We start from the raw sequence: 26,093 nt of genomic DNA, 5'->3' as shown, positions 1-26,093 counted from the left end.
GTTTCGGCGCGCTATAGTAACAAGTTGGCCTTTGAAACCGCTTAAAAGAGCCTGATGGACACCCGATCGACGTGACAATACGCATACGGGGTGCACGCACCCACAACCTCAAGAACGTTTCGCTGGACCTGCCGCGCCACAAACTGGTGGTCGTCACCGGCTTGTCCGGCTCCGGCAAGTCTTCGCTGGCGTTCGATACGCTGTACGCGGAGGGCCAACGACGTTATGTGGAAAGCCTGTCCGCGTATGCCCGCCAATTTCTCCAGCTGATGGACAAGCCGGACGTCGACCTGATCGAAGGGTTGTCGCCGGCCATCTCTATTGAGCAAAAGGCCGCGGGCCACAACCCGCGTTCCACCGTCGGCACCATTACCGAAATCCACGACTACCTGCGCCTGCTGTATGCGCGGGTCGGCACGCCCTACTGCCCCGATCACGGCCTGCCGCTACAGGCGCAGTCCGTCAGCCAGATGGTTGACGCGGTGCTGGGCTGGACGCCCGAAACGCGGCTGGCCGTGCTGGCGCCCATCGCGCGCGGCAAGAAAGGCAGCTTCGAGGACGAATGCGCCAGCTTGCAGGCGCAAGGCTATGTGCGGCTGCGGGTAGACGGGCAACTGATGGAAATCGACGGCATGGCGCCGTTGAAGAAAACCGAAAAGCACGACATCGACGTCGTCATCGACCGGCTGCGCATCAAGCCGGAAAGCAAGCAGCGCCTGGCGGAGAGCTTTGAAACCGCGCTCCAACTGGCGGATGGGCGCGCGCTGGCGCTGGACATGGACAGCGAACACGAGCAGGTTTTCTCCAGCCGCTACGCCTGCCCGGTGTGCAGCCACAGCCTGCCTGAACTGGAACCGCGCCTGTTCAGCTTCAACAACCCGATGGGCGCTTGCCCCAGCTGTGACGGCATCGGCCAAGTGGGTTTTTTCGACCCCAAGCGGGTCGTGGCTTTCCCCGAACTAAGTCTGGCCGCCGGCGCCATCCGTGGTTGGGACCGCCGCAACGCCTTCACGCATTCGCTGCTGACCAGCCTGGCGGCGCATTACGAATTCGACATTGAAGCCCCGTTTGAAGAGCTGCCCGAAACCCTGCGCGACAAGGTGTTGTACGGGTCGGGCGAAGAAGAAATTTCGTTCCTCTACCTGAACGAAAAGGGCCGCAGCACCGTCAAGCGCCACACCTTCGAAGGCGTCATCCCGAACCTGGAACGCCGCTGGCGCGAAACGGATTCCGCGACCGTGCGCGAAGAACTGGGCAAGTACCGCAACATCAAGACCTGCCCGGACTGCGCCGGCTCGCGCTTGCGCCCCGAAGCCCGCAACGTGTTGATCGGCCACGATCCGCGCGGCGGCGAGCGCCACGGCCAAGCCATTTATGAAGTCGAGGCCATGCCGCTGTCCAGCTGCCTGGCCTGGTTCCGTGACCTGAGCCTGACGGGCGCCAAGCAGGAAATCGCGCAGCGCATCGTGCGCGAAATCGAAGCGCGGCTCAGTTTCCTGAACAACGTGGGCTTGAACTATCTGTCGCTGGACCGCAGCGCCGACACCATCTCGGGCGGCGAGGCCCAGCGCATACGCCTGGCCAGCCAGATCGGTTCCGGCCTGACGGGCGTCATGTACGTGCTGGACGAGCCATCCATCGGCCTGCACCAACGCGATAACGACCGCTTGATCGGCACCCTGCAACACCTGCGAGACCTGGGCAACAGCGTCATCGTGGTCGAGCACGACGAAGACATGATCCGCATGGCGGACTGGGTGGTCGACATGGGTCCGGGCGCGGGCGAGCACGGCGGCGAAGTCGTGTCGCAGGGCGATCCTGAAACGGTGCAGCGCGATCCGAACTCGCTGACGGGCCAGTACTTGAGTGGCGCGCGCGAGATCGCGATTCCGCCGCGCCGCCCGGTCAACGACGAACTGCCGTGGCTGACCTTGACCGGCGCCAGCGGCAATAACCTGAAAGACGTGGAACTGCGCGTGCCGGCCGGCCGCCTCGTCTGCGTCACGGGCGTGTCCGGTTCCGGCAAGTCCACGCTGATCAACGACACGTTGGCGGTCGCGGTATCGCGCCAGCTGCATCACGCGCAAAGCGAACCCGCCCCCTACGTGTCGATGCAAGGGCTGGAGAACTTCGACAAGATCATCAGCGTCGACCAAAGCCCCATCGGCCGCACGCCGCGCAGCAACCCGGCGACTTACACCGGGCTGTTCACCCCCATCCGCGAACTCTTCGCGGGCGTGCCGGAAGCGCGTACGCGGGGCTATGACCCGGGCCGGTTCAGTTTCAACGTCAAGGGTGGCCGCTGCGAAGCGTGCCAGGGCGACGGCGTGGTCAAGGTTGAAATGCACTTTCTGCCCGACATGTACGTGCCTTGCGACGTGTGCCACGGCAAGCGCTACAACCGCGAAACGCTTGAAATCCGCTACCGGGGCCGCAACATCAGCGAAGTGCTGGATTTGACGGTCGAACAGGCGCTGGAATATTTCGAGTCCGTGCCGGCGATCTCGCGCAAGCTGCATACGCTGATCGATGTCGGCCTGTCTTATATCCGGCTAGGCCAAAGCGCCACCACCTTGTCGGGCGGCGAAGCGCAGCGCGTGAAGCTGTCTTTGGAACTGTCGCGCCGTAGCACCGGGCGCACGCTGTACATCCTGGACGAACCCACCACCGGCCTGCATTTCCGCGACATCGAACTGCTGTTGCAGGTGCTGAACCAGCTGGTCGACAGCGGCAATACCGTACTGATCATCGAGCACAACCTGGACGTCATCAAAACGGCGGACTGGCTGATCGACATGGGCCCGGAAGGCGGCGACGGCGGCGGCTATGTCGTGGCACAGGGCACACCCGAGGATGTTGCCAACACGAAGGCCAGCCACACGGGGCAATATCTGGGCAAGCTGCTGCGCCGCAACGCAGGCAGGTAAATCGAAGCGCACCTAATCGAAGCACACGTTACGGCGGAAACCGCACTATGTACACCCTGATCATCGGCAACAAGAATTACTCATCGTGGTCCTTGCGGCCGTGGCTGGCGCTACGCGCGGCAGGCATCGCATTCAGTGAGCAAAAGCTCGGTTTCTTCACGGAGGCGTTTACGCGCCAAGTGGCGGCGGTGTCGCCCGCCGGCCTGGTGCCGGTGCTGCTGGACGGTGACTTCGCCGTGTGGGATTCGCTGGCCATCTGCGAATACGCGGCTGAACAGCACCCCGACGCGGCCCTGTGGCCGCGGGAGGCTAAGGCGCGCGCGCGGGCGCGGTCGATTGTGGCGCAAATGCACAGCGGCTTTACGGCGCTGCGCAACACGATGCCGATGAATATCGAAGCGCGTCTGCCGGACATCGACGTGCCCGAGGCCGCGCGGCAAGACATCGAACGCGTGCAAGCCATCTGGCGCGACACGCGCGCGCAGTTCGGCCAGGGTGGGCCGTTCCTGTTCGGTCAGTTTTCAATTGCCGACGCGTTCTATGCGCCGGTGGTGTCACGCTTTACCACGTACAACGTGGCCGCGACGGGCGCCGTGCGCGATTACATGGACGCGGTGATTGCGCTGCCGGCCATGCAGGAATGGATACGCGACGCGCGCGCGGAAGCGACGTTCGTGCCGGAAGACGAGCCGTACCGCACGCATCGCTGAGCAGGCGCAATGCGGCGCGGGCCGCGGTACGGCGGCCCGGCAACGCCAGCGGCACCGCTTAGCCCATTTCAAACAGCCGTTTATGCTCGCGAATGGCGTAGCGGTCGGTCATGCCGGCGATGTAATCCGAAATGGCGCGGGCCTGTTCATTGAATGCCTCACGCCGGTAGTCGGGCGGCAACAGACGCGGATCATCCAGGAACGCCGCGAACATTTCGCGCACGATACGGCGCGCCTTCGCGGTCATGCGCAGCACCTGGTAATGCCGGTACAAGTTGTCGAACAAGAACTTCTTCAGCGCGTCGGCCTCGCGCCGGATCTCGTCCGAAAAACCGGCCAAAGGCGGTGCGCGGCGCACATCGTCAACGCTGGTCGGGGCCGCGTCACGAATGCGGGCCAGCGACGTCTGCGTCAAGTCGACAATCAAGGTGTTGATCATGCGGCGGATCGTCTCGGCCACCGCGCGGCGCGGCGCCAGGCCGGGATAGCGGTCCAGCACTTGGGCATGGTGGCGTTCAAAGATCGACACGTCCTGTAGCTGCTCCAGCGTGATCAAGCCGGAACGCAGGCCGTCGTCGATATCGTGGTTGTTGTAGGCCACTTCGTCGGCCAGGTTGGCCAGCTGCGCTTCCAAGGACGGCTGCGTGCGGTTCAAGAAACGCTCGCCCACATCACCCAGCTGGCGCGCATGCGCGGCCGAGCAATGCTTAAGGATGCCTTCGCGCGTTTCAAAGCAAAGGTTCAGGCCGTTGAAGTCCGCATAGCGTTCTTCAAGCTCGTCCACCACACGCAGGCTTTGCAGGTTGTGCTCGAAGCCGCCGGCCTCGGGCGCCAGCTCGCGCATGCAGGCATTCAGTTCGTCCTGGCCGGCGTGGCCAAAGGGTGTGTGGCCAAGATCGTGCGCCAGTGAAATGGCTTCGGTCAGGTCTTCGGACAGCCCCAGGCTACGAGCCAGCGTGCGCGCGATCTGCGCCACTTCCAGGCTGTGCGTCAGACGCGTGCGGAACAGATCGCCTTCATGGTTGACGAAGACCTGCGTCTTGTATTCCAACCGACGAAAGGCGCCGGAATGGACGATGCGGTCACGGTCACGCTGAAACTCGGTCCGGTTTTCGGGCGGTGGTTCGGCATAAGCCCGACCGCGCGATTGGGACGGGTCGGATGCGTAGGAAGCCAGCTCTTTCATCTGCAACACCGTCTCCATCGCGGTTACTGGGTGGTTCGGGACAAGACGGCTCGCACCGCTTCGTCCGGGGCCGCGCGCATCAGCGCTTGGCCTATGCGCGGCATGAGCACGTAGCGGATCGAGCCGCCTTCGGTCTTCTTGTCGACCTGCATCAGGTCCAGCCAGCGGTCGGCGCCCAGGTCGGGCGCCACCACGGGGCAGCCGATTGCGGCCACCAGCGCGCGCACGCGTTGCACGTCGTCCCGCTTGAAGCCGGCCACATCGGCCGACAACTCAGCCGCCTGCACCATGCCGCAACCCACGGCCTCGCCATGCAGCCAGGCGCCATAGCCCAGGCCGGACTCAATGGCGTGACCAAAGGTGTGGCCCAGGTTCAGGATGGCGCGCAGGCCGGATTCGCGTTCGTCCTTGCCCACCACCTGCGCCTTCAGTTCGCAAGAGCGGCGAATGGCGTAGGCGACGGCCTGCTGGTCCAGCGCGCGCAGTTTTTGCACGTTATCTTCGCACCAGGTCCAGAAGTCCGGGTCAAGGATCAGGCCGTACTTGATGACTTCGGCCAGCCCGGCGGAGACTTCGCGCGCGGGCAGCGTGTTCAGCACGTTGGTATCGATCTCGACGGCAACCGGCTGATAGAACGCGCCGATCATGTTCTTGCCCAGCGGATGGTTCACGGCCGTCTTGCCACCCACGGATGAATCCACCTGGGCCAGCAGCGTCGTGGGCACTTGCACGAAGCGCACGCCGCGCATGTACACGGCGGCGGCAAACCCCGTCATGTCGCCGATGACGCCGCCGCCCAGCGCCACCAGCACACAGCGGCGGTCCAGGCGATGGCTCAGCAGGGCATCAAAAATCAGGTTCAGCGACTGCCAGTCTTTGTAGGCCTCGCCATCCGGCAGTTCGATGCGCAACACGCGCTTGCCGGTGCGGGCCAGCGCGGCCTCGGCACGCTCGCCGTACAGGGCGGCCACCGTCGGGTTGGTCACGACCGCGATCGCGGTGGCGTCGGCGGGTATGCACTGGTCCAGGGCATCAAGACGGCCAGGGCCGATGTGGATCGGGTAGCTTCCGCCCGGGGTGTCGACGTCAACAACGTTCATATGCGCTTCTCGAAGGCTTGTAATTGCGGCAGCAGCGCCTTGACCAGCGTGTGGATGGGCATGGCCCCGGTTTCCACAACCAGATCGGCGACTTCTTTATAAAGGGGCTCCCGCAGGGTCATCAGGTCCCGCAGGGTGCCGCGCGGGTCGGCGGTGGCCAGCAACGGGCGATTGCGGTCGCGGCAGGTACGGCGGAACAATTCGTCCACGCTGGCCCGTAAATAGATGACGATTCCGCGCTCGCGCAGGCGCTGGCGGTTTTCACTTGCCAGGATGGCGCCGCCACCGGTGGCAAGAATAATGTTGCGCCGTTGGGTACACTCCTCCAAGGCGGCGGACTCTCGGCGACGAAAACCGGCTTCGCCCTCAATTTCGAAGATAACCGGCACCCGAACGCCGCAACGCGCCTCGAGCTCATGATCCAGATCCATAAACTCGCGCCCCAGCGCACGCGCCAGGCTTCGGCCTATGGTGGTCTTGCCCGCGCCCATCATTCCCACCAGGAACACGGGCAGGTCATGCGGCAATGGCACGGTCTTGCCTGTGCACTCGATGGCGCAAGGCACGTGGTCAGGCCCCTGGTCGGAGGGCGCTGGGTCCGGGTCAGCCTCCGGACATGAATGGGCGGAAAAGTTCATGTCGGCATTATCACATCTGCCGCCAGTTGCCCGCGCACCACACAGAACAATCTTGTTACAGAAACCGATCCCTCTCGCTGAGATGGGACCGGAGATACCCGTAAAATCGCCGCGATGAGCAAGCCCCAGAATTCCTCCAAGAAAGACAAACCCGCCAAGAGCGGCTCCCCGATCCTGCGATTCTTCGTAAAAACCGGCATCCTTTTTGCCGGCCTGTTCCTGTGCGGCGTACTGCTGGCCGGAATGGCGCTGGCGCTGGCCTGGCCGAACCTGCCCGACTTGAACGCCATGACGGACTACCGCCCGCGGGTGCCGCTGCGCGTGTACACGGCCGACCGCGTGCTGATCGGGGAATTCGGCGAAGAACGCCGCAACGTGCTGCGTTTCAATGAAATTCCCGACGTCATGAAGTCGGCGGTGCTGGCGGCGGAAGACGACCGCTTCTACCAGCACGGCGGTATCGACTGGACGGGCGTGGTGCGGGCGGGCCTGACCAACCTGATCAACATGTCCAAGACGCAGGGCGCCAGCACGATCACGATGCAGGTGGCGCGCAATTTCTACCTGTCGTCGGAAAAGACCTATTCGCGCAAGTTCTACGAACTGCTGCTGACGTTCAAGATTGAGTCCGAGCTGACCAAGGACCAGATCCTTGAGCTCTACATGAACCAAATCTACCTGGGCCACCGCGCTTACGGTTTCGCCGCCGCGTCGCGTACGTACTTCGGCAAGCCCTTGTCGGAAGTGACCCCCGCCGAAGCCGCCATGCTGGCCGGCATCCCGAAGGCGCCTTCGCGCTTCAACCCGATTTCGAACCGCCCGCGCGCCGAACTGCGCCAGCGTTACGTGCTGGGGCGGATGCAGTCGCTGGGCTACCTGACCGAGCCGGAATACAAGCAGGCCATGGCGCAGCCCATCATCATGAAGTCGGCCGAAGGCACGCCAGCGGGCGGCTATTCGATTCACGGCGAATATGTGGCGGAATTGGCACGCCAGCTGCTCTATAACGTGTACCAGGACAACGTCTATTCGCGCGGCATCAATATCTACACGACCGTGCAGTCCAAGGACCAGGAAGCCGCCTATCGCGCCGTGCGCGAGGGCGTGCTGGAATACACGCGCCGCGCGCCCTACCCCGGCCCCGAAGAACAGCTGGACCTGCCCCCGGGCACCGAGAACAACCCGGCCGCGCTGGACGAATTCCTGGACGGCGTGTTCGACAAATTCAGCGACAGCGGCGACCTGCTGACCGCGCTGGTGCTGTCGGCCAGCCCCACCGAAGTGAAACTGGCGCGCAGCTCGCGCGAGATCATCACCGTCACCGACAAGAAAGTGCTGGGCGTTGTTGCCCGCGCACTGAACGACAAGGCCAAGCCCGAACAACGCATCAAGCGCGGCTCGGTGGTCTACATCCGCAAGTTCGGCGACAACTGGGAAATCATCAACCTGCCGTCGGTGCAGGCAGCCTTCGTGGCGCTATCGCCGCAGGATGGCGCCATCCGCGCGATGATCGGCGGTTTCGATTTCTATCGCGGCAATTTCAACCGCGTGACGCAAGCGTGGCGCCAGCCGGGCTCGAACATCAAGCCCTTCATCTACGCGGCTTCGCTTGAGCGGGGCCTGACGCCGGCCACGCAGATTTCCGACCAACCGTTCGAACTGACGGCGGCGCAAACCGGCTCGAAAGCCTGGAATCCCAAGAACTACGGCAATCAATACGAGCCCATGCTGACCTTGCGCCAGGGCCTGTACAAGTCCAAGAACATGGTGTCGATCCGCATCCTGCAAGCCATTGGCCCGCAGTACGCACAGGACTACCTGACCCGCTTCGGCTTCGACAAGGCGCGTCAGCCTGCCGTGCTGCCGCTGGCGCTGGGCGCAGGCAGTGTCACGCCACTGCAACTGGCCGGCGCGTTCTCGGTGTTCGCCAACGGCGGCTACCGCGTCACGCCCTACCTGATCGACCGCGTCACCGACAGCAGCGGCAAGGTCATCATGCAGTCCAAGCCCGTAGTGGCTGGCGACGCGGCGGCCCGCGCCATTGACCCGCGCACCGCCTGGGTCATGGACGACATCCTGCGCGGCGTGGCCACCTACGGCACGGCCGCGCGTGCCCGCGCGCTGCTCAAGCGCAACGACATCGCCGGCAAGACCGGCACCACCAACGAATCCGTGGACGCCTGGTTCTCGGGCTACACGCCGAACCTGGTGGCAACGTCGTGGCTGGGCTTTGACCAGCCCAAATCGCTGGGCTCACGCGAGACCGGTGGCGGCGTCGCCATGCCGATCTGGGTCGACTACATGCAAGACGTGCTCAAGGGCGTGCCGGAAGAAAAGCCGCGCCCCCGCCCCGATGGCCTGATCGTGGAAAACGGCGAGTTCTACTTCTCTGAATTCCCGCCCGGACAGGCCGTGGCCCGCCTGGGGCTGGCCGAAGCCGACACGCTGGGCGAATTCCTGAACGGCCTGGGCGGCAGCAGTAGCCCGGATACGAAGATCAAGGTGGCGCCGGGCGTGGGAACGCAAAACGCGGCCCCGTGGTCGCAGAAGATACCGTTCTGATGAAAAAAGGCCGGCCTGTATAGGCCGGCCTTTTTATTTGCCGTGTGCCGGATCAGCAGCTTTATAGTTTCAGCGTAACCGGCACCCCGGCCGCACCCGAGCAGATTTGCGACAGGGCGTCCGGCAGTTGCGGGCCGCCACGGGTGTCGTTCCAATGTTGGCCGTCGTAGCGGTAGTGGAAGCCGCCGGTGCGGGCGGCTACCCACAGTTCCTGCATGGCGGCCTGGCTGTTCACGACGACATGGGTGTTGTCTTCGAAAACCATGGTCAGGACATTGCCGCTGCGGGTGGTTTCCACGTCGACGTCGAGCGAAGCCGCCCAGTCGTCGGCCTGGCTTTCGATGCTGTCCAGCACCTGGTCGATCAACGCAAGAAATTCGGTTTCGGTCATAATCGAGCCTGCAAGAATTACGGAGTTCCCAGTGTTCCAATTGGCATTCAGCCGCATGGCTCTTCGCATTGTAGCCACGCTTGTGGCCTCCGGCATGGTGGCGGCATGCGGCTACAAGGGGCCTTTATACATGCCGACGCCCGACGGCAAGCCGCCGTCGCGTTCGCAGCCCGCGCCGCAGATCCCTCCTCCTCCTTCGATCCCATGACGACAGCCTTTCCCCTGCCGCCGGAGTTGGCCGGCCATCCCTATTTCCAGTACCGCAATAACGTACTGTACGCCGAGGATGTGCCGCTGGACCATCTGGCGCATGGGCTAGGCACCCCGCTGTACGTCTATTCCCGCGCGGCGCTCAAGGCCGCTTGGGAAACCTATCGCAGCGCCATCGGGCCGCTGCCCGTGCTGGTTTGCTACGGGATGAAGGCAAACTCGAATCTGGCGGTGCTCAAGGAATTCGTGCGGTTGGGCGCGGGCTTCGACATCGTTTCCGGCGGCGAGCTCAAGCGCGCGCTGGCGGTGGGAGCCGAGCCCTCCAAGATCGTGTTTTCCGGCGTGGGCAAGCAAGCCTGGGAAATGCGCGACGCGCTGGTCGCGGGGGTGAAGTGCTTCAACGTCGAATCGGAAGACGAATTGCGCCGCCTGTCCGAGGTGGCGCAGGATATGGGCTTGCGCGCGCCGGTGTCACTGCGCGTGAACCCGGATGTGGATGCGCAAACGCATCCCTATATATCCACCGGCCTGAAAGAAAACAAGTTTGGCATCGCCATCGAATCGGCGCTGGACGTTTATCGCGTCGCGCGCGAGTTGCCTGGCCTGGACATCGTAGGCGTGGACTGCCACATCGGCTCGCAGCTGACCGATATCAGTCCCTATTTCGATGCGCTGGAAAAGCTGCTGGACCTGATCGACGCGTTGGATCGCGAAGGCATCCGCATCGCCCATCTGGATTTGGGCGGTGGGCTGGGCATCCGCTATACGGACGAGACGCCGCCGTCACCCAAGGCGTTGCTGGACCGGGTATTCGAACGGCTGAACGCGCGCGGCCACGGGCATCTGCATCTGGTGCTGGAGCCCGGCCGTTCGCTGGTGGGCAATGCGGGCATGCTGCTGACCACGGTCCAATATCTGAAGCATTCCCGGGCGCGCAATTTCGCGGTCGTCGATGCCGCCATGAACGATCTGCTGCGCCCCGCGCTTTACGAGGCCTATCACGGCGTACAGCCGCTACGCCCGCGCGCCGGTGATCAGGTGGAATACGACATCGTCGGGCCAGTATGCGAAAGCGCGGACTGGCTGGCCAAGGGGCGCGCGTTGGCCATCCAGCAAGGCGACGTGCTGGCGGTGGAATCCGCAGGCGCCTACAGCATGGCCATGGCCAGCAACTACAACACGCGCGCCCGTGCGGCCGAAGTCATGGTCGATGGCGACCACTACCACGTGGTGCGCCAGCGCGAGACGCTGGACGACCTGCTCAAGGGCGAGTCCACGCTGCCTTGAACGTACGCCCGGGCGGCGGGAGGCGTCCCGCCGCCCGGGCGCTTGTCATCCGTCTGGGCGGTTTCCATTACACCGGACCGATGCGTGTCACTTGAACTCGTGCGAGATCGCGGCCGGCTTGTCCGCCGCAACCGTCAAGGTCATGCGATGCTCACCCGCCGACGCATTGCGCACCGTGACCTGATAGCGTCCTGGCGTCAGGGACAGCTCCCGCAAGGGCGGACTAACCCCGCGTGAACGGCCGTTGATCAGGACTTCTCCCCACGGACGCACGGCAACGCGCACCGAAACAGGCGCGGCCTTCGGCGGCGCGGCCGGGGGGGGCGTGGCAGTGGTGGGCGCGGCTGTGGATGCGGCTGTGGATGCGGCTGTGGATGCGGCTGTGGACGCGGCTGTGGATGCGGATGCGGCGTCGATATTGCTCGCACTGCCATCAGACGCCGAGGTAGGCGCGCCGCCACTGGAGGCCGATTCCACACCGGGCGACGGCGTTGCAGGCGTGGGCTGAGAAGCCGGCGATGGCTCATTCGAGGGCGCGGGCTGAGGTATCTGCGGTGGCTCAGTTGCTGGCGCAGGATGAGACACCCGCGGCAGTTCAGTGGCAGGAGCTGGCGGAGACGCCTGCGCTGCCTGGGTCGCAGGCGCGGGCTGAGGTACCTGCGGCGGCTGAGGCGTCGCCGCCAGAGGTTGCTGCGGCGCCGGCACCCGGTCCGGGGTCGGCGCAGGGGCAGGCGCTGGAGCGGAGGCTGTCACGGTGGGCGACGCCTGGGGCGTTGGCGCCGAAGCTTCGGGCGTACCGGCCAGATCAATAGGTGTGGACGTCATGCGAACCCAGGCGTATCCGCCGCCCACCAGCAATAAGACGCATGCCGCGATCCACGGCAAGACGCGCGGACGGTGACGTGGAAGCTCGCGCGCCGTCTGCGCGACACGCGGGCCTGCCTGCGCTTCGAGAGGAGCCGACCGCGACACAGGCATCGTCGCGTCTACCGCAGGCGCGGCCGTCTGCGTCAAGGGCGCGGTCGCCTCTGGCGTCGGCGCGGTCGTCGGCGGCGGCGTGTTGACGTCGGCAGGCGTGGTCATCGTCGGCGACACGACGGGCAATATCGGCGACGTGCGTAGCGGTTGCGCTCCTATTGCTGCCGCGAACGCTTGCGCCGTTTGCGGTCTTGCGTGCATCGCCATCGCCAAGCCGCTATCCACTGCGTCGCAAAACGCGCCGTCGTGGTCTCTGGCGCCCCATTCCTCCAGCGGCAGGCAATCATCGCGTACGCGGCGCGCCAGCGCGCTTGGTGGCGCGCTGCCGGTGGCCAGGAAGTAGGCCAGCGCCGCCAGACCGTACACATCGGTCCACGGTCCGCAGGCATACGCCGGATCGTCCGTGTACTGCTCGAAGGCCGCATAACCGGCATGCCGGGGCGCGTCCTCGGCATCGGGCGCGAGCGCCAAGGGCGCCGTCGCCAACATGGCCACGCCCATCGCAGCGCTACCGATGGTCGGGTCCCCCAAACCCCCGCCATCGAACGCGACCGCCCCCGGATGGATGCCACCATGCACCCGACCCGCCGCATGCAGCGACGCCAGGGACGCGGCCAGCCCCGCGACAATGCGCGTGATCTCGTCCTGACGCTTGCGGCCCGGCGGCCAGCGCAGCAAATCAGCCAGGCGCGGGTCGCAAGGCGCGACAGGTATGCCAGCCCCGCCCAGATCCGGCGGCGTGATGGAAGCGGTCGTCATGCGCGGTCCTCCGGGAATGATCAGACTCATGGCCGCCACGTGGGCAGGGACGAGAACAGCCTGGCGAACAAGGTGGCGTTCAGCGCGCCGCCATGTACATAGGTTTGCAACGCAGCGCCGTCCGCCTGGTTGGTCCACCAATAGCTGGTGTGCGAGCTGGGGTTGAAGCAAAACGGCAGATCGGGCCACGCGTTCAAGGCGCGGCGAGCCAAGGGCGCGGATTCCGCGTCCAGCCCAGACCGCAAGATGTCCATGATGTCGTTGCCCGCCCGCGGCGTGGCGACGCTGGGCGCGACCGAGGGCATGCGCACTTGCTGAAGGCTGCGGTCAAACTGTTCCGGCGCGCAGCCATGGCGCACGGCGGCCAACATGCTGGTGCCCACTTGACGGTAGTAGTCGCCGGCGCCATCCAGCATGCTGCTGTGATACTGCGCGGGCGGCAGCGCCGCGACCACACACAGGGGATAGCCACGCCCCACGCGGTCGCGGCTTGGCGTGATGCATCCCAGCTGCGCCACGCCGGCGCCGGGCCCGGCTGGAATCGCAAAATTCCAGATAGGCGCAGAAGCAAAGCTGCGCGCCGCCGCTGCATCCGGCGCCTGCTTTAACGCCACCAGCCCGAACTGCAACCAGTGGTCCCACCACGCAATCAGTTCACGCGGCAGCCGCCGATGCACGAAGTCGCCTGCGGCGGGGATCTTTCCGTACCAGCCAACTTGCCCGTTCTCCACGCCAAGCTCCATGTCGATGTCCCGGTCACGACGCGCCGGGGCAGGCGAAACCCTGCATCTCGGCTAGATGAAAAGGGCTTTTGACGCTGCTGGCCGTGATCTCCAGCACCACCTTGCGCCCGCCCAGGTCGAACGTGGCCAACGTGATCTCCGGCGACGGGCCGCGTTGCAACTGCGCACGGTCCAGCATGCGATTCAGCGCCCACGGGCCTGACGTTGTCAGGCCCGCCGCGCCAACTTGCGGCGTCAATTCGATACGCACCTGGTTGCTGCCACGCGGCCCGGGCCACTGCACCGTGGTCGCCACCTGCGGACCATGCGCGTAGCGCACCGATTGGCCATCCACGTCCATCACGAACTGCGTGATGCCCGCGTCCATCTCCACCGGCCGGATCGCCACGCGATACGACGGCATGGGGTTGCCCGCCATGAAGTACACATCGCGGATGACGCCCGCGCGTTGAAACGCGTCCAGCGTGGCCGAGCTGCCCCCCGAGCGGCCATCGACACCGGGCTTGAAGCGCCAGCGCGGCCCGGACACGTCGATCTGCGTTGCCAGGTTCTTCTGAAAAAAGTCGTCCATCATGCCGTTCGGCCCGAACAGCCGCGCCATGTCGTTGGGGGCAACGTCACGCGTGGATCGGCTGGAAAACGGGTAGCGTCCCGCCACCGATTGCCCGCAGAACACGCCGATGGTGGCCGACACCGTCTCGCCCATGCGCGCGCGGGCCACGTCCGACACCTCGCCCGATGCGTTCACCGACAAGGCGTTGAGCACGTCCCGCAACGGGCCGGGCAGGCGTCCGGCTTCGGCGCGCAGCTTGGTCACCGAATCCGAACTCGGAGTCGGGCTGCCGCTGCGCAGCGCCGCGTCGGCCGCCGTCAGATAGGTATAAAGCTCATTGATCAGCCCCGTGGTCGCGGCAATGGGCGGCGCGGCGCCGGCCGCCCCACCATCGTTCTGCGCCAGCCGGCGCCAGGGCTCGAAGTACTGGTCAACGATACGTTCCAGCTTTTCATCCGACGCATCCGCGCGCGCGGCCGCGCCCGGCCCCGTCGGGCCGAACATCTGCTCCAGCGCCTCGCGCGTGCTGCCGACACGATCGCGCGCCTGGTCCACCAGCGATCGCTCGTCCTTGGCGGAATCGCGCAGCAAAGAGGTCTCGCGCGCGACCCCGCGCACCAGTTGCACCAGCGGCGATTCCGGCGCTGACAAGGTGCGAGCCATCTGGATGTTTTGCAGCAACGACTTGCTGGGCGCCAGCTGCAAGTCATTCAGATAGCCATCCCACTGCGCCACATAATCATTCATGTACAAGCGCTTGATACCCGCCACCAATTGGCGCTGCGCCGCCTGGTCCAACACGCCGGGGGCCGGAATGTTCAAGATCCACGCATCGTCTGACCGCAGCACCTCGGCCACGCTGGACACCCGTTTGTTGAACACGTCCCAATAACCGCGATAGCTGTACAGCGACGGGATGCCCTGGCTTAACGGCTTGCCGCTCTTGCGCACGAAAACGGCGCTGGCCTGCGCGCCGCCCAGGGTCACCGCGGTGTTCTCGGGCGCGATGTCGGTGTTGGCAAGCGTGCGGCGCAAGCGGCTGTAGGCGCGCTGCGCCAGCGTGTAGCGCGCCAGCTTCTCGCGCGCCTGCGCCACCAGTGCCTCGTCCTTCGGAAACGGCGAGGCCAGCACGTGGCCCTGCGTCAGGTGGCGCAAGTGCAGCGACAGCTGTTCGTACTGGCGGCGCGTGTACCCGTCAGGCAACGTCGATTGCATGTCCGACAACAGCCACGCATGCATGAATTCGGCGTCATAGCGGTCCGCCTCGTACAACATCAGATAAGCGCGCAACGCCTCGTAGGAATACTCCAGGTCGCTTGCCGAGGCATCCCGCAACGCCGCTTCCACACGCCGCGCCACTTGCGGCAACAGCACCTGATCCAGCGTGTTGTCGTACACGCCCTGCGCGGCGGCTTGCAGCTTGAAGCCCTGATAGAGCCCGAAGCGGTACGCCAGCGGCGGCGAGTCGATCTCAAAGCGCTCGTGTCGGGGCAGATACCAGAGGCTGTCCAGAAAGGGCATCAAGCCCAGCAGATCGCCCGTGCGCGTGATCTTGATGTCGCGCGTCAGCTTTTCCACGGCCGGCACGCGCCGCGCCACTTCATCCACATACGCCGAGTTGTTGCGATAGCTGAAGGCCCAGCCGGCAATCAGCGCCACGAACATCGCCGTGACCAGTCCGTAACCCGCCCAGTGCAATTGCCGATAGCGGCGTTCCCAGCGCAGGTTACGGCCCGCCAGGCCCGCTTCACGGAAGATGACATCGCGCAGCAGGTTCTTCAGGAAGTAGCTGCGGCCCTCGCCTTCGCCCGGCACGCTGGGCGCGGGCGTGGCCGCACCATCGATGCGCAGGTAGCGCTTCAGATGCCCGGTTACCTGGTCGAAGGTTTCTCCACCCTGCGTGCCGCTGGTGAAGTACACGCCACGCGGGATGACGCGCGCTTCAAACTTCGACGTAGCGAACACGTCGCTAAGGAAATGGCCCAGGATGTTTTGCAGCCCGGCAAACTGCTGCGGCAGCATGTAGGCCAGTGCGCGTCGCGCAGGGTCTTCCTCGGCGGCCACCACTTCCGGCAAGGCGTCATCCAGCCGCCGTTGCAGCAGCCCGTATTCGGCATGGAAGGCGTCGTACAAATCGAAGTCAGGCTCCTGCGTGCGCGCGTAGGGCAAGGTAAAGCCCCACACCTGCGCCAGCTCATCGCGGCTGAACGACGCAAAGTACTCTTCGAAGCCGGACAACAGATCCGTCTTTGTCACCAGCACGTAGACCGGAAACGCGATGCCCAGCTGCTCGCGTAGTTCCTGCAAGCGGCGCCGCAGCACCGCCGCGTGCTGCGCACGCTGCGCATCGGATGCCGACAACAGGTCTTCGACACTGACCGTCAACATGGCGCCGTTGATCGGCTGCCGGCCACGGTACTTGGTCAGCAGGCGAAGAAAGCCGCGCCACTCTTCCTCGTCACCCGTGGGGTCGCTTTCGTGGGTGGTGTAGCGCCCCGCCGTATCCAGCAGCACCGCGTCGTCGGTAAACCACCAATCGCAATTGCGCGTGCCGCCCACCCCGCGCAAGGCGACCTTGCCGTAGCGCTCGGCCAACGGGAAGTTCAAGCCCGAGTTCACCAGCGCCGTCGTCTTGCCCGCCCCCGGCGCGCCGATGATGACGTACCAGGGCAGCTGATACAGATATTGTTTCGAGAACCGATCCAGCGGACGGCGCTTGCCGCGATTCTCGAAGCGCGTCTTGCGCAGCAGCTCGACGGCTTCGTCAAACCGCGCTTCCAGCTGGCGGATCTCGTCGTTCTCGGCAACGTCTTGCACGGCCTTTTCGGCGCGCGGCCGGGGACGCAGTTGGCCAAGCAGTTGCGCGTTCAAGCGCCCTTCCCGCCACTTGCGCCACACCCAGCGCAGCAGCCATATGGCGAACATGACCGCGATGACGATGATGCGCACCGTCTGGCTTTCCAGCGGCCGTACGGCCCCCACCGCAATCAGCGGCCCTGCAATCCAGATCAGCAGCGCCAGCGCCACCAGGCCCAGGAAATTCCACACGCGCCGGCTGAAGAACCATCCGAACAATCGGTAGATCATTCCTTGCCTCCTTGTGCGTCGCTTTCATGCGGCGTGGGCGGCACCAGCACCGTGATCTCCACACGGCGGTTCAGCGCGCGACCCGCCGCCGTATCGTTGGGCGCGACCGGGTCCGCGTCCCCACGCCCTTCCGCCCGTACGCGCGCCGAAGCCGATTGGCCCAGGCGTTGTTCCAGCATGTCCTTGACGGCGTCGGCGCGGGCTTGCGACAGATGCCAGTTGGACGGAAAGCGCGCGCTGCGCATCGGGATGTTGTCGGAATACCCGCGTACCAGAATGCTGCCCTGCGTCTCGCGCAGCGCGTCCGCCACGCGCGACAGCACGGGCAGGTACTGATCGCGAACGGAACTGGCACCGGACTCGAACACGCCGTCCCCGCGCAGCACCACCACGCTGCGGTCCACTTCGTCGCGCACGCTGACCAGCTGGTCGCGTATTTCGGGCGCCAGAAACACCGCCAGGCGCGGCGCGGGCGCGGGCCGCTTCACCACCGCCGGCGCGATTTGCACGACAGGCGGCTTGAGCTGGCTGATGGACGCGAACACGCCGTCCGACTGGCTGCCTAGCCGCCATCCCAGCCCCCAATACAAGGCCAGCGCCAGCACGGCGGCCAACGCGCCGAAGACCCACAGCGGCACGGGCAAACGCCGCAGCGGCGTTTGCGCGGGCTCGTCGCGCCAATGTGGCGACAAGGCAAGCGCGTACTCGCCGCGCGCGCCACGCAGGATGCGCAGCAAGCGCTGGCGCAGCGTTTCCAGTTGCGAACGGCCGTTGTCCATCACGCGGTAGCGGCCTTCAAAACCCAGCAGCAGGCAGTAATACAGCAGTTCAAGCAGGTCCAGGTGTTGCGCCGGGTTTTGCGATAGCTTGGCCAGCAGCTGGAAGAATTTCTCGCCGCCCCAAGTCTCGTTGTGAAAGGTCACCAGCAGGCTGTGGGCGGACCACACCCCGCCCCCGCCCCACGGGGTCAAGGCGGCGGCTTCGTCCAACGCCGTGCACAGGCAGTAGCGCGCGCCCAGGATCGTTTCGTTGGAAATGCCCGCCTGCTGTGCGCGCAACTCAAACTGACGGATCTCGTCCAGCAAGTGCTCCCGCAGCATCGCGGGCGACGGGTGCGACGCGGTGGCACGGAGTTGCGGAATCAAGTCCAGCAAGGGGTTGGCCGCCGCCACCAGCGGGTTGGCGCCGCTGATGACATAGTCATGAGGCCGCAACCGGCTGGAGGCCTGGCCGGGCGTGTCGCCCAGGCTTCCCGGCGGGGCGGACAGGGTGTGGTCCGATGCATGCATAGCTGTCTCCGCGTTCAGTCCCGCAACGCCCAGAACTCCATCGTCAGGCCGGGGAAATCGCCCGCCAGATGCAAGGCCAGCGCGCCGGTGCGCTCCAGCTGCTTCCAGAACTCGCCGCTTTTATCCAATTCGAAATACACATGCCCGGCGCTGTAGGGAATCTGGCGCGGCGCCACCGGCAATGCGCGCACCGCGACGCCCGGCAGTTGCAAGTGCACCAGATCGCGGATGCGTTCGACCGGGCCGATCTTGACCTGCGCGGGAAAGCGCGCGCGTACGGTGTCCGTGCCCATGTCCGCGTGCACCGCCAGCACGAAGCCGGCCGTTTTCAGCAGCTCGGCGTCGGCAATCTGCGCCACGCGTACGCCCTGGCCCCGGTCTTGCAGCGGGATCTGCAACGCGCGCTGCTCAAGCACCGCGGACAGCGACCGGCGCAACTCGTGCATCAGTGGCGCGAATGTGTTTTGCAGATCGTCATGCACGTACTCGGGCAACACCTCCGGGCGCCGTGTTGCCGACGTGAAGGTGGACAGGTCGCAAGCCAGCATCAGCCAATCGTGGAACAGGCGCTCGGGATGCTGGCCCGCGCTCTGGCGTGCATGCCAAAGCGCCCCCACATAACGGTTGACGGTTTCCAGCAACATGAAGTCGGACACCTCGGACACGCCGCCACGACCGGGCTGCGACAGCCGCGCGGCCAAGGCTTCGCTACGCGCACCCAGCAGGCCATACAGTTCGTTGACCCACCCGCGCAGCACGGGATGTTCACCCGCCGCCAGCCACGGCGCCACGTAGCCGTCGTCAAGCACGATGCGGTTGTCGGGCCGCCGCTCCACCACGCGCGCAACGCCCAGGCCCAGCCAATCGTCGGTAAGCTCGTCTTCCAGCATCAGCCGCAACCGCAGGCGGCCCAATTGCAGCAGGGCGGGTTCCAGCGCTACCGAGCCGGTGTCTTCCACATCGGCCTCGTGCACGAGATAGCGCGCCAGGGTGTCTTCTTCGCCTTCGTAGACGACATCGGTGGCGCCGGGGCGCGTACGCGGAATCGCCAACATGACGCGCGCGTCACGCGCTCGCGCAGGCACCTCCAGCGCGGCGGGCGCGGCGGCCGGCACGGAAAAGTCGAACGGCGTGCCGTCGGGCATAACGCCCGAGGCGTCGCTCAGCACCAGCTTGCCGATCGCCAGTGCTTCGCGGTCCAACGACAGATGCGAAAAGCCCCAGAAGAACCCCTGCGCCGCCACCGCACGCTGCGTTGCCGCATGCAGTACATGACGCTCCAACTGCTGGAAATGCTGCGGCCGCAGGAACATGCCCTCCGACCAGATCACTTTGTCTCTGCTCACCATGCTCAGGTTCTCTTGTTCTGATTTGAATTCTGTTGCTAGAAGGGCCACCACGAACGGCTGCGGTCCACTTCTTCCAGGCCGGCGCGCGTCACGGCCACTTTCACCGTCTCCTCGTTCGGTGAAAACTGCCAGACCTTGTAGATATTCGTGTTCTGCGGCTCGGGCAGCGACACCAGCAGACGCCATTTGCTTTGTTCAAGATCCCGGTATGCGGCCACCACGCCCACCACGCGCGCGTCCGGATTGCCGGGGTAATGCAGCACCTTCGTGTCCCCCGGGCGCAAAATCACCTGTTCGGTGTTGAGCAGCTCTGTGCCCAACGCCGCGCGCGCATCGGCCTGCAAGGTGAAAAAGTCGCTGGCCTGGAAAGTGCTGGCGGACTTCAGTTCATAAATGGTCACTTGCACCGGCGACGGCCTGCCGCTGGCACTGGCGTTTACCTTCGGGTCGGCGCGCAGTTCGATGGCGTAAGGCGCGGGCACGCGCTTGGCGGTCGACGAGCACCCGACGATCAGCGCCCCGGCCGCCAAACATGCCGCCATGCGCAGCCAGCGCCCTGGCGCGCGCCCCCTGGGCAAGCTTGTCCCGTAAGAAAGACCGTTCATAAGCCCTCGGAAATAAAACACACACGTCTGTTACGCCACGACGCAACCCCTACGCGCCGGGCCGCTATCATCGGCGGAATAACCGAGCCACTTTCCTCGTGTATCGACACGCCCGCGCCATGAAACAGCCCGTTCGTCTTAGCCTGATCGCCATTCTTGCGGTGCTCGCGGCCTGTAGTTCCTCGCCGTCCCCGCAAGCCGCCGAAGCGCTGCAGGAAGTGCGCAACGAGTACGCCGCCAGCCGCTTCGGCGACGTTGCGCGCACCGTGGCCACGTCCGATGCCCTGGCCACCGCGCCGACGCCCGTGCGCATCGAGGCCTTGAAGCTGCAAGCCTTCAGCTACTGCGTCATTGGCTACCACCAGCTTTGCGAAGAGAGCTTCACCCGCATCCTGCAATTGCAACCCTCGTTCGAACTTGCGCCCAACGAAGCGGGGCATCCCCAATGGGGCCCGGTCTTCAAGGCGGCCAAGGCAGCCCAGGCCCGCTGACGCGCCGCCCACGCCAAGGAGAAAGGCATGAAGCTCACGGTGTTCCAACGTGCCGGCGACCCGGCTTTCGAACCCATCCACGCCGAATTCACGGCGCCCGGTGGCACGGTGGGCCGCGGCCCCGAGAATCAGCTGAGCCTGCCCGACGCCGCGGGCGAGATCTGCCGGGTGCAAGCGGTACTGCGCGTCCACGACGCGGGCGACACTGGCTTTCTGTTGAACCTGAGCAGCATGAGCACCGTGCGCGTCAACGGGCAACGGGTTGAACGCGATCAGGAACTGCCCTTGATGCCGGGCGACGAGCTGGAAATCGGCGCCTACCGCCTGCGGGCGGACCCCGTCACGTTCGCCGCAACCGAGCCCGACGCCGCGCCCGCCGCCGCCCCCGACATCGAAGACATCTTCAGCGACCTGATCGGCCCCGGCACCTTGCCCGTGGGCAGCGCGCCCGACGTATCCACCCACCCCTTCGACCTGGATTCCGCCGCCGTGCGCAACCCCGACGACCCGCTGCGTCACCTGCCCCGCGGCGACGCGTCCGTATCGCGCCCGGTCACTGATCCGCTGGCGCTGTTCGACGCGCCCAATGATGGCTCGCCCAGCGTCTTTGCCGAAGGCACACCGTCCACGCTGCCCGCCCACGACCCGCTGGCCGACCACCGGACCCACCCCGTGGACGACGCCTTGCGCGGCCCGCGCGATGCCACGGATGGCCGCGCCGCCGCTGACCACCTGCGTGAAATCGGCGGCTTCATGCGGCCCGCCCCCGTGAAGAAAGCGCCGGACGACACCGACCGCTAGCGCCTCACGCGTAGTCATAGTCATAGTGAAATTCCCCGCCATTGGCCGATAGGCGTACGCCTTGAAGCTTGCGGCCCAGCATGGACGCGCCCAGCAGTTCGCGGCTGATCTGCGGCAGGACCGTGTTGGTAAGAATGGCGTCCACCATGCGCGCGCCCGACTCGACTTCCGTGCAGCGCGCCACGGCCAGCGCCGTCGCCTCTTGCGCGACGTCCAGCGCAACGTCGTGGTGTTCGTGCAAACGGCGGCGTACCCGGTCGAATTGCAACGCCACGATGCGCGCCAACATATCGTCCGACAGCGGCAGGTAAGGCACCGCCACCAGCCGCCCCAGCAACGCCGCCGGAAACGCCTGCAACAAGGGTTCGCGCAGCGCGGCAGCCAGCCCTTCGGCATCCGGCATCAACGCGGGATCGCGGCATAGCGTGGCGATGCGCTCGGTGCCGACGTTAGACGTCAGGATGATGACCGCATTGCGGAAGTCGATGTAGCGGCCTTCGCCATCCTCCATCCAGCCCTTGTCAAAGACCTGGAAGAAAATCTCGTGCACGTCGGGGTGCGCCTTCTCGACTTCGTCCAGCAGCACCACGCAATACGGCCGCCTGCGCACGGCTTCGGTCAACACGCCGCCTTCGCCATAGCCCACGTAACCCGGCGGCGCGCCCTTGAGCGTGGAGACGGTGTGCGACTCCTGGAATTCGCTCATGTTGATGGTGATCAGGTTCTGTTCGCCGCCATACAGCGCTTCAGCCAGGGCCAGCGCGGTTTCGGTCTTGCCGACGCCGCTGGGCCCGCAAAGCAGGAACACGCCCACCGGCTTGGCCGGGTCGGTCAGGCCGGCGCGTGAGGTCTGGATGCGGCGCGCCACGGCGTCCAGGGCTTCACGCTGGCCGATCACGCGCTTTTCCAGCGTGTCCGCCAGCGCCAATACGGCGTGCGCTTCGTCGCGCACCATGCGGCCCACGGGGATGCCGGTCCAGTCGGCCACCACGGCCGCCACCGCCGTGGCGTCTACGGCGGTGTGAATCATCGGCGCGTCGCCCTGGCCGCCGGCCAGTGCCTCTGCGGCGCCCGCCAAAGCCAGCCGCGTCGATGCGTGGTCAAAGCCCGCCGTCGTCGGCGCGTTCAACGTCTCGCGCAGCGAGAACACTTTTGCGGCCAGCTCGCGTTCAGTCTCCCAGCTGGACGCCAGCTTCGCTTCGGCCTGCGCGGCTTGCAGCCGTTCTGCCTCCAGGCGTTCCACGCGCTGCGCGTCGCCCGCCCCAAGATGGGCTTCATGCCGGGCGATGCGCAGCGCGGTTTCCAGCGCCTGGATGCGTCGGCGTGCATCCTCCAGCGCGGGCGGCACCGCGTGCTGGCTGATCGCCACGCGCGCACACGCGGTGTCCAGCAACGCCACCGCCTTGTCGGGCAACTGGCGCGCGGGAATGTAGCGATGCGACAAACTGACCGCCGCCGTAATCGCTTCGTCCAGCAGCAGTACGCCATGATGCGCCTGCAAGGTTTCGGCCAGCCCGCGCAACATGTTGAACGCGCGCGCCTCGTCCGGCTCGTGCACTTGCACTACCTGAAAGCGGCGGCTCAGCGCGGGGTCTTTTTCGATGTGCTTTTTGTATTCCGACCAGGTGGTGGCACCGATGGTGCGCAGCTGGCCGCGCGCCAACGCGGGCTTGAGCAGGTTGGCCGCGTCCCCCGTGCCCGCCGCGCCGCCCGCGCCCACCAGCGTGTGGATCTCATCGACAAACAGCACGATCGGCCGGGCGCTTGCCTGGACTTCATCGATCACACTGCGCAAGCGTTGTTCAAATTCGCCCTTCACGCCCGCTCCGGCTTGCAACAGCCCGATGTCCAGCAGATACAGCGACACGTCTCGCAAAGGCGGGGGCACATCGCCCGTGGCCAGTCGTAATGCCAAGCCTTCCACGACGGCGGTCTTGCCCACGCCGGCCTCGCCCGTCAGCAAGGGATTGTTCTGGCGACGACGCATCAGCACATCGACGATCTGGCGGATCTCTTCATCGCGTCCCGACACCGGGTCGATCTCGCCGGCGCGCGCCTTGGCGGTCAGGTCAACGGCAAACCGCTCCAATGCGGCCAGGTCCTTGCCCCGGGCCTGCGCGTCGTCGCTGACAGCTGCCGTGGTGACGGTGGCTTCCGGCGACCCCAGCACCATCTCGTCCATCTGCTCAAGCAGCTTGTCGGGCACGATGCGCGAAAACTGCGGCGACATGCCCAGCAGCACATGACGCAGCGCGTACGTCCGGACCAGGCCCGCCAATAGATGGCCGCTGCGAATGCGCGCGGCGCCATAACGCAGCGAACCGAGCACCCACGCGCGTTCCACGGCGTGATCAATGTGTTCGGACAGATCGGATACCGATCCGGCGCCGGCCGGCAGCCGATCCAGCTCTGCCGTCAGATCGGCCTGCAACTGCCCCAGGTCCAGTTCGAAAGCGCGCGCAATGCGATGCACATCGCTCTCCTGCGCGTGCAGAATCTGATGCACCCAATGCACCAGTTCCACGTAGGGATTGCCGCGCAGCTTGCAGAACGCCGTTGCGCCTTCCAGCGCCTGGTAGAGCAGCGGATTGAGCTTTCCAAACAGTTCGATGCGACCGATATCCGACATGGCGTGATGGCGCGGTCAAGCGCGCGGTGTCCTGGGAGGTTGGGCCTGCAAGCGGCCACGTGCCGGCGTCTGTTCGCGGCGTTCATAGTCCAGCAGCAAATCGTCGGCATCGCCCTGCGCGGGCCGGCGCCTTCCCAGCCACGCGGACAAGCCCAGCGGCCGTTGCGCACCTAACCGCACGCCGCCGGCCTCATCGGCGCGCAGCACCGGGCGCACGTCCCACGCCAGTTCCACGCCGATGTAATGCCTGACCCAATGCGTCAGCTGCCTTGCGCGCAAGCCGCCCGGCAGGAAGCTCTTGTAATCGTCCAACGCCAGCGGACCGATCTCGACGCGGAATTTGTGCTGGGCATCGCGCACCGCCACACCAAGCACCGAGTCATGTCCCAGACCCATCGCGCTGCCCAGCCCAAGCCGCTGCTCGGGCTCCAGGCGTATCCATTGCGGCACGAATTCGCGGATGCGCACCGGCAGGCCGAAGAACGCTTGCAGGATGTGCTTGAGCCCTTCGGGGTTGCGCGTCTGGCGCACCAGATGCCCCGCCATGAAGTACTTGGCATGGTCCAGCACGGCATCGCGCCGCTGCATCGACGGCTCGCCCATATGCAGCAGGCTGGCCACATAGCGCGTAAAGCGCGCGTCCTTGCGGTCCAGGCTGACGGTGCTTTGCGCGTCGGCCCAGGCTCGATAGAACAACAGGATCAAGCGGTGATGGAACACATCGGCAAAGGCGGCCAGCGTGCGGTCGCCGTAGTGCGCCATGCGTTCGTGTGCATGTTCGGTCAGGTGCAGTGGCAAGGGGCCATTGGGGCCGAACAGGCCGAAGCCATAGATGGAAACCTCTGCCGGCCGGCCTTTCCGCGCCGGCTGCACGCGCGCCACCGTTGACGGCGCGAACGCCATCGACGGCTCTTGCCGCAAGCGCACAGGCTCGTAGCGCGCCACGGTATCGCGCCCCAGCGGCTTGCGCGCGCCGCAATGCGCGTCGATCCAGCGCAGGGCATGGAATAGATCATGCGCGTAGGGCTCGCGCTCCAGGGCACGCCACCACTGCGCGTCGGCGTCGCCCGAGGCAGCGGCGCCAGCAAAAGCCGGATCGGCAACGGGATGCGTGACGTCCATCGCGTCACCCCATGTGAATCTGCTTGGCGTCCACCTTGACCAGGTCGGCGCCCGTCACCAGCGTGTATGACGCATGTAGTCGGGCGCTTTGCTCGGCCTGGTAATCGATGGAGCCCGCACGCACCTGGTCCACGTCGCTGACGCTGCGCAGGGACACGCGAGCCATGAGCGTCATGCGGTCCAGCACCGCTTCGTAGTTGCGGCCCACCAGCCGCGTCTCGCCGATGGTGGCGTGCAGGTGTTCGGCCACCATGCGGATGCGCTTGGCGGCATGACGTTCTTCGTCGGCGTCCACGGAATACTCGGGCGTGCGGATGCGCACGGCGTCCCGCCCCTGCAATGTCACGTCGCCCGCGCTTTGCACGCGCACGTTGCCGCCCCGCGACCGCAGCACCAGGTCACCCTGGGTCTCCAGCACCGTGCTGACGGATACCGCTTGCACGGTGACCGCGATGAGATACACGCGCGAGGGATCGGGGCCGCTGAGCAGCACCTCGTCACCCGGCTGGGGCGCCAACAGGCAGCTGGCGGCGCGACGCGCCAGCCAGGTGCGGCCATCACACGCGACGGCGTAGCGGCCATCGGGCTCAACATGCAGCACCTCGCCCAGCAGATGCACCGGGTCATAGGCAATTCGGTTCAAGCTTGCGGCGGATTTCATCATGCGCTCCGGTTC

Annotated in this window: 20 protein-coding genes; 7 read left to right on the top strand and 13 right to left on the bottom strand. The window is 65.8% G+C overall.

The features are described 5' to 3' along the window. Positions 1 to 71 precede the first annotated feature (71 nt). Positions 72 to 2,927, top strand: coding sequence for an excinuclease ABC subunit UvrA (gene uvrA, locus V6F88_RS10920; protein WP_442880283.1), 2,856 nt, complete (start codon positions 72 to 74; stop codon positions 2,925 to 2,927). A 47-nt stretch (positions 2,928 to 2,974) separates the two neighbouring features. Next, positions 2,975 to 3,637 (top strand): glutathione S-transferase family protein, encoded by a 663-nt coding sequence (locus V6F88_RS10915; protein ID WP_332609472.1) that lies wholly within the window; start codon positions 2,975 to 2,977, stop codon positions 3,635 to 3,637. Between the two features lie 58 nt (positions 3,638 to 3,695). Here V6F88_RS10915 and V6F88_RS10910 read toward each other — a convergent pair whose 3' ends face one another. The 3 genes from V6F88_RS10910 to V6F88_RS10900 are packed head-to-tail and all read right to left on the bottom strand — an operon-like array spanning position 3,696 to position 6,561. Continuing rightward, the gene (locus V6F88_RS10910; RefSeq protein ID WP_104142497.1) at positions 3,696 to 4,841 is read right to left on the bottom strand and encodes a deoxyguanosinetriphosphate triphosphohydrolase; all 1,146 of its coding nucleotides are present in this window, start codon (positions 4,839 to 4,841) and stop codon (positions 3,696 to 3,698) included. Positions 4,842 to 4,846: 5 nt separating this feature from the next. Further along, positions 4,847 to 5,923: a 3-dehydroquinate synthase gene (gene aroB, locus V6F88_RS10905; RefSeq protein ID WP_332609470.1), complete on the bottom strand. Its 1,077-nt coding sequence runs from the start codon at positions 5,921 to 5,923 to the stop codon at positions 4,847 to 4,849. Next, complete coding sequence (locus V6F88_RS10900; RefSeq protein WP_046802911.1) at positions 5,920 to 6,561, bottom strand: shikimate kinase; 642 nt, start codon at positions 6,559 to 6,561, stop codon at positions 5,920 to 5,922. Before V6F88_RS10900 ends, aroB begins: the two co-directional genes overlap by 4 nt. A 114-nt stretch (positions 6,562 to 6,675) precedes the next feature. Here V6F88_RS10900 and V6F88_RS10895 point away from each other — a divergent pair, with 114 nt between their 5' ends. Then, on the top strand, positions 6,676 to 9,123 hold the full coding sequence (locus V6F88_RS10895) for a penicillin-binding protein 1A (protein WP_332609469.1): 2,448 nt from the start codon (positions 6,676 to 6,678) through the stop codon (positions 9,121 to 9,123). Between the two features lie 61 nt (positions 9,124 to 9,184). On the opposite strand, the gene cyaY is transcribed toward V6F88_RS10895, so the two are convergent. Then, positions 9,185 to 9,514, bottom strand: coding sequence for an iron donor protein CyaY (gene cyaY / locus V6F88_RS10890; RefSeq protein WP_332609467.1), 330 nt, complete (start codon positions 9,512 to 9,514; stop codon positions 9,185 to 9,187). Between cyaY and lptM the strand changes: the two genes are divergently transcribed. Beyond that, a complete protein-coding gene (lptM, locus tag V6F88_RS10885; protein WP_332609465.1) occupies positions 9,465 to 9,722 on the top strand; it encodes an LPS translocon maturation chaperone LptM in 258 nt (85 codons plus the stop codon). The two genes, cyaY and lptM, sit on opposite strands and share 50 nt — an antisense overlap. Beyond that, entirely contained in the window at positions 9,719 to 11,011 is a 1,293-nt protein-coding gene (gene lysA / locus V6F88_RS10880) for a diaminopimelate decarboxylase (RefSeq protein WP_332609463.1), read from the top strand. The genes lptM and lysA overlap by 4 nt, the downstream gene beginning before the upstream one ends. Before the next feature lie 87 nt (positions 11,012 to 11,098). Here lysA and V6F88_RS10875 read toward each other — a convergent pair whose 3' ends face one another. The 6 genes from V6F88_RS10875 to tssJ are packed head-to-tail and all read right to left on the bottom strand — an operon-like array spanning position 11,099 to position 20,311. Next, complete coding sequence (locus V6F88_RS10875; RefSeq protein ID WP_332609461.1) at positions 11,099 to 12,748, bottom strand: hypothetical protein; 1,650 nt, start codon at positions 12,746 to 12,748, stop codon at positions 11,099 to 11,101. Positions 12,749 to 12,774: 26 nt separating this feature from the next. Next, entirely contained in the window at positions 12,775 to 13,491 is a 717-nt protein-coding gene (gene tagF / locus V6F88_RS10870; RefSeq protein ID WP_332609459.1) for a type VI secretion system-associated protein TagF, read from the bottom strand. A 13-nt stretch (positions 13,492 to 13,504) separates the two neighbouring features. Further along, complete coding sequence (tssM, locus tag V6F88_RS10865; RefSeq protein WP_332609457.1) at positions 13,505 to 17,131, bottom strand: type VI secretion system membrane subunit TssM; 3,627 nt, start codon at positions 17,129 to 17,131, stop codon at positions 13,505 to 13,507. Then, the gene (locus V6F88_RS10860; RefSeq protein WP_332609456.1) at positions 17,128 to 18,420 is read right to left on the bottom strand and encodes a DotU family type VI secretion system protein; all 1,293 of its coding nucleotides are present in this window, start codon (positions 18,418 to 18,420) and stop codon (positions 17,128 to 17,130) included. The genes tssM and V6F88_RS10860 overlap by 4 nt, the downstream gene beginning before the upstream one ends. Before the next feature lie 14 nt (positions 18,421 to 18,434). After that, positions 18,435 to 19,769: a type VI secretion system baseplate subunit TssK gene (gene tssK / locus V6F88_RS10855; protein WP_332609455.1), complete on the bottom strand. Its 1,335-nt coding sequence runs from the start codon at positions 19,767 to 19,769 to the stop codon at positions 18,435 to 18,437. A gap of 35 nt (positions 19,770 to 19,804) precedes the next feature. After that, entirely contained in the window at positions 19,805 to 20,311 is a 507-nt protein-coding gene (gene tssJ / locus V6F88_RS10850; RefSeq protein WP_332609453.1) for a type VI secretion system lipoprotein TssJ, read from the bottom strand. 182 nt (positions 20,312 to 20,493) lie between these two features. Here tssJ and V6F88_RS10845 point away from each other — a divergent pair, with 182 nt between their 5' ends. Both V6F88_RS10845 and V6F88_RS10840 read left to right on the top strand, forming a co-directional pair. Then, a complete protein-coding gene (locus tag V6F88_RS10845) occupies positions 20,494 to 20,865 on the top strand; it encodes a TssQ family T6SS-associated lipoprotein (RefSeq protein WP_332609451.1) in 372 nt (123 codons plus the stop codon). A gap of 27 nt (positions 20,866 to 20,892) precedes the next feature. Continuing rightward, the gene (locus V6F88_RS10840) at positions 20,893 to 21,666 is read left to right on the top strand and encodes an FHA domain-containing protein (RefSeq protein ID WP_332609449.1); all 774 of its coding nucleotides are present in this window, start codon (positions 20,893 to 20,895) and stop codon (positions 21,664 to 21,666) included. A 4-nt stretch (positions 21,667 to 21,670) separates the two neighbouring features. On the opposite strand, the gene tssH is transcribed toward V6F88_RS10840, so the two are convergent. The 3 genes from tssH to V6F88_RS10825 are packed head-to-tail and all read right to left on the bottom strand — an operon-like array spanning position 21,671 to position 26,078. After that, positions 21,671 to 24,295, bottom strand: a complete 2,625-nt coding sequence (gene tssH, locus V6F88_RS10835; RefSeq protein WP_332609448.1) for a type VI secretion system ATPase TssH — start codon at positions 24,293 to 24,295, stop codon at positions 21,671 to 21,673. Positions 24,296 to 24,310: 15 nt separating this feature from the next. Further along, positions 24,311 to 25,417 (bottom strand): type VI secretion system baseplate subunit TssG, encoded by a 1,107-nt coding sequence (gene tssG, locus V6F88_RS10830; RefSeq protein WP_332609447.1) that lies wholly within the window; start codon positions 25,415 to 25,417, stop codon positions 24,311 to 24,313. A 4-nt stretch (positions 25,418 to 25,421) separates the two neighbouring features. Continuing rightward, on the bottom strand, positions 25,422 to 26,078 hold the full coding sequence (locus tag V6F88_RS10825; protein ID WP_332609445.1) for a DUF3540 domain-containing protein: 657 nt from the start codon (positions 26,076 to 26,078) through the stop codon (positions 25,422 to 25,424). Positions 26,079 to 26,093 lie beyond the last annotated feature (15 nt).

The sequence above is a fragment of the Achromobacter sp. ESBL13 genome (assembly GCF_036668755.1).
Classification (GTDB): Bacteria; Pseudomonadota; Gammaproteobacteria; order Burkholderiales; family Burkholderiaceae_B; genus Achromobacter.
Note: the sequence above shows the minus strand (reverse complement) of the source record. Positions and strands in the feature narration are given on the sequence as shown.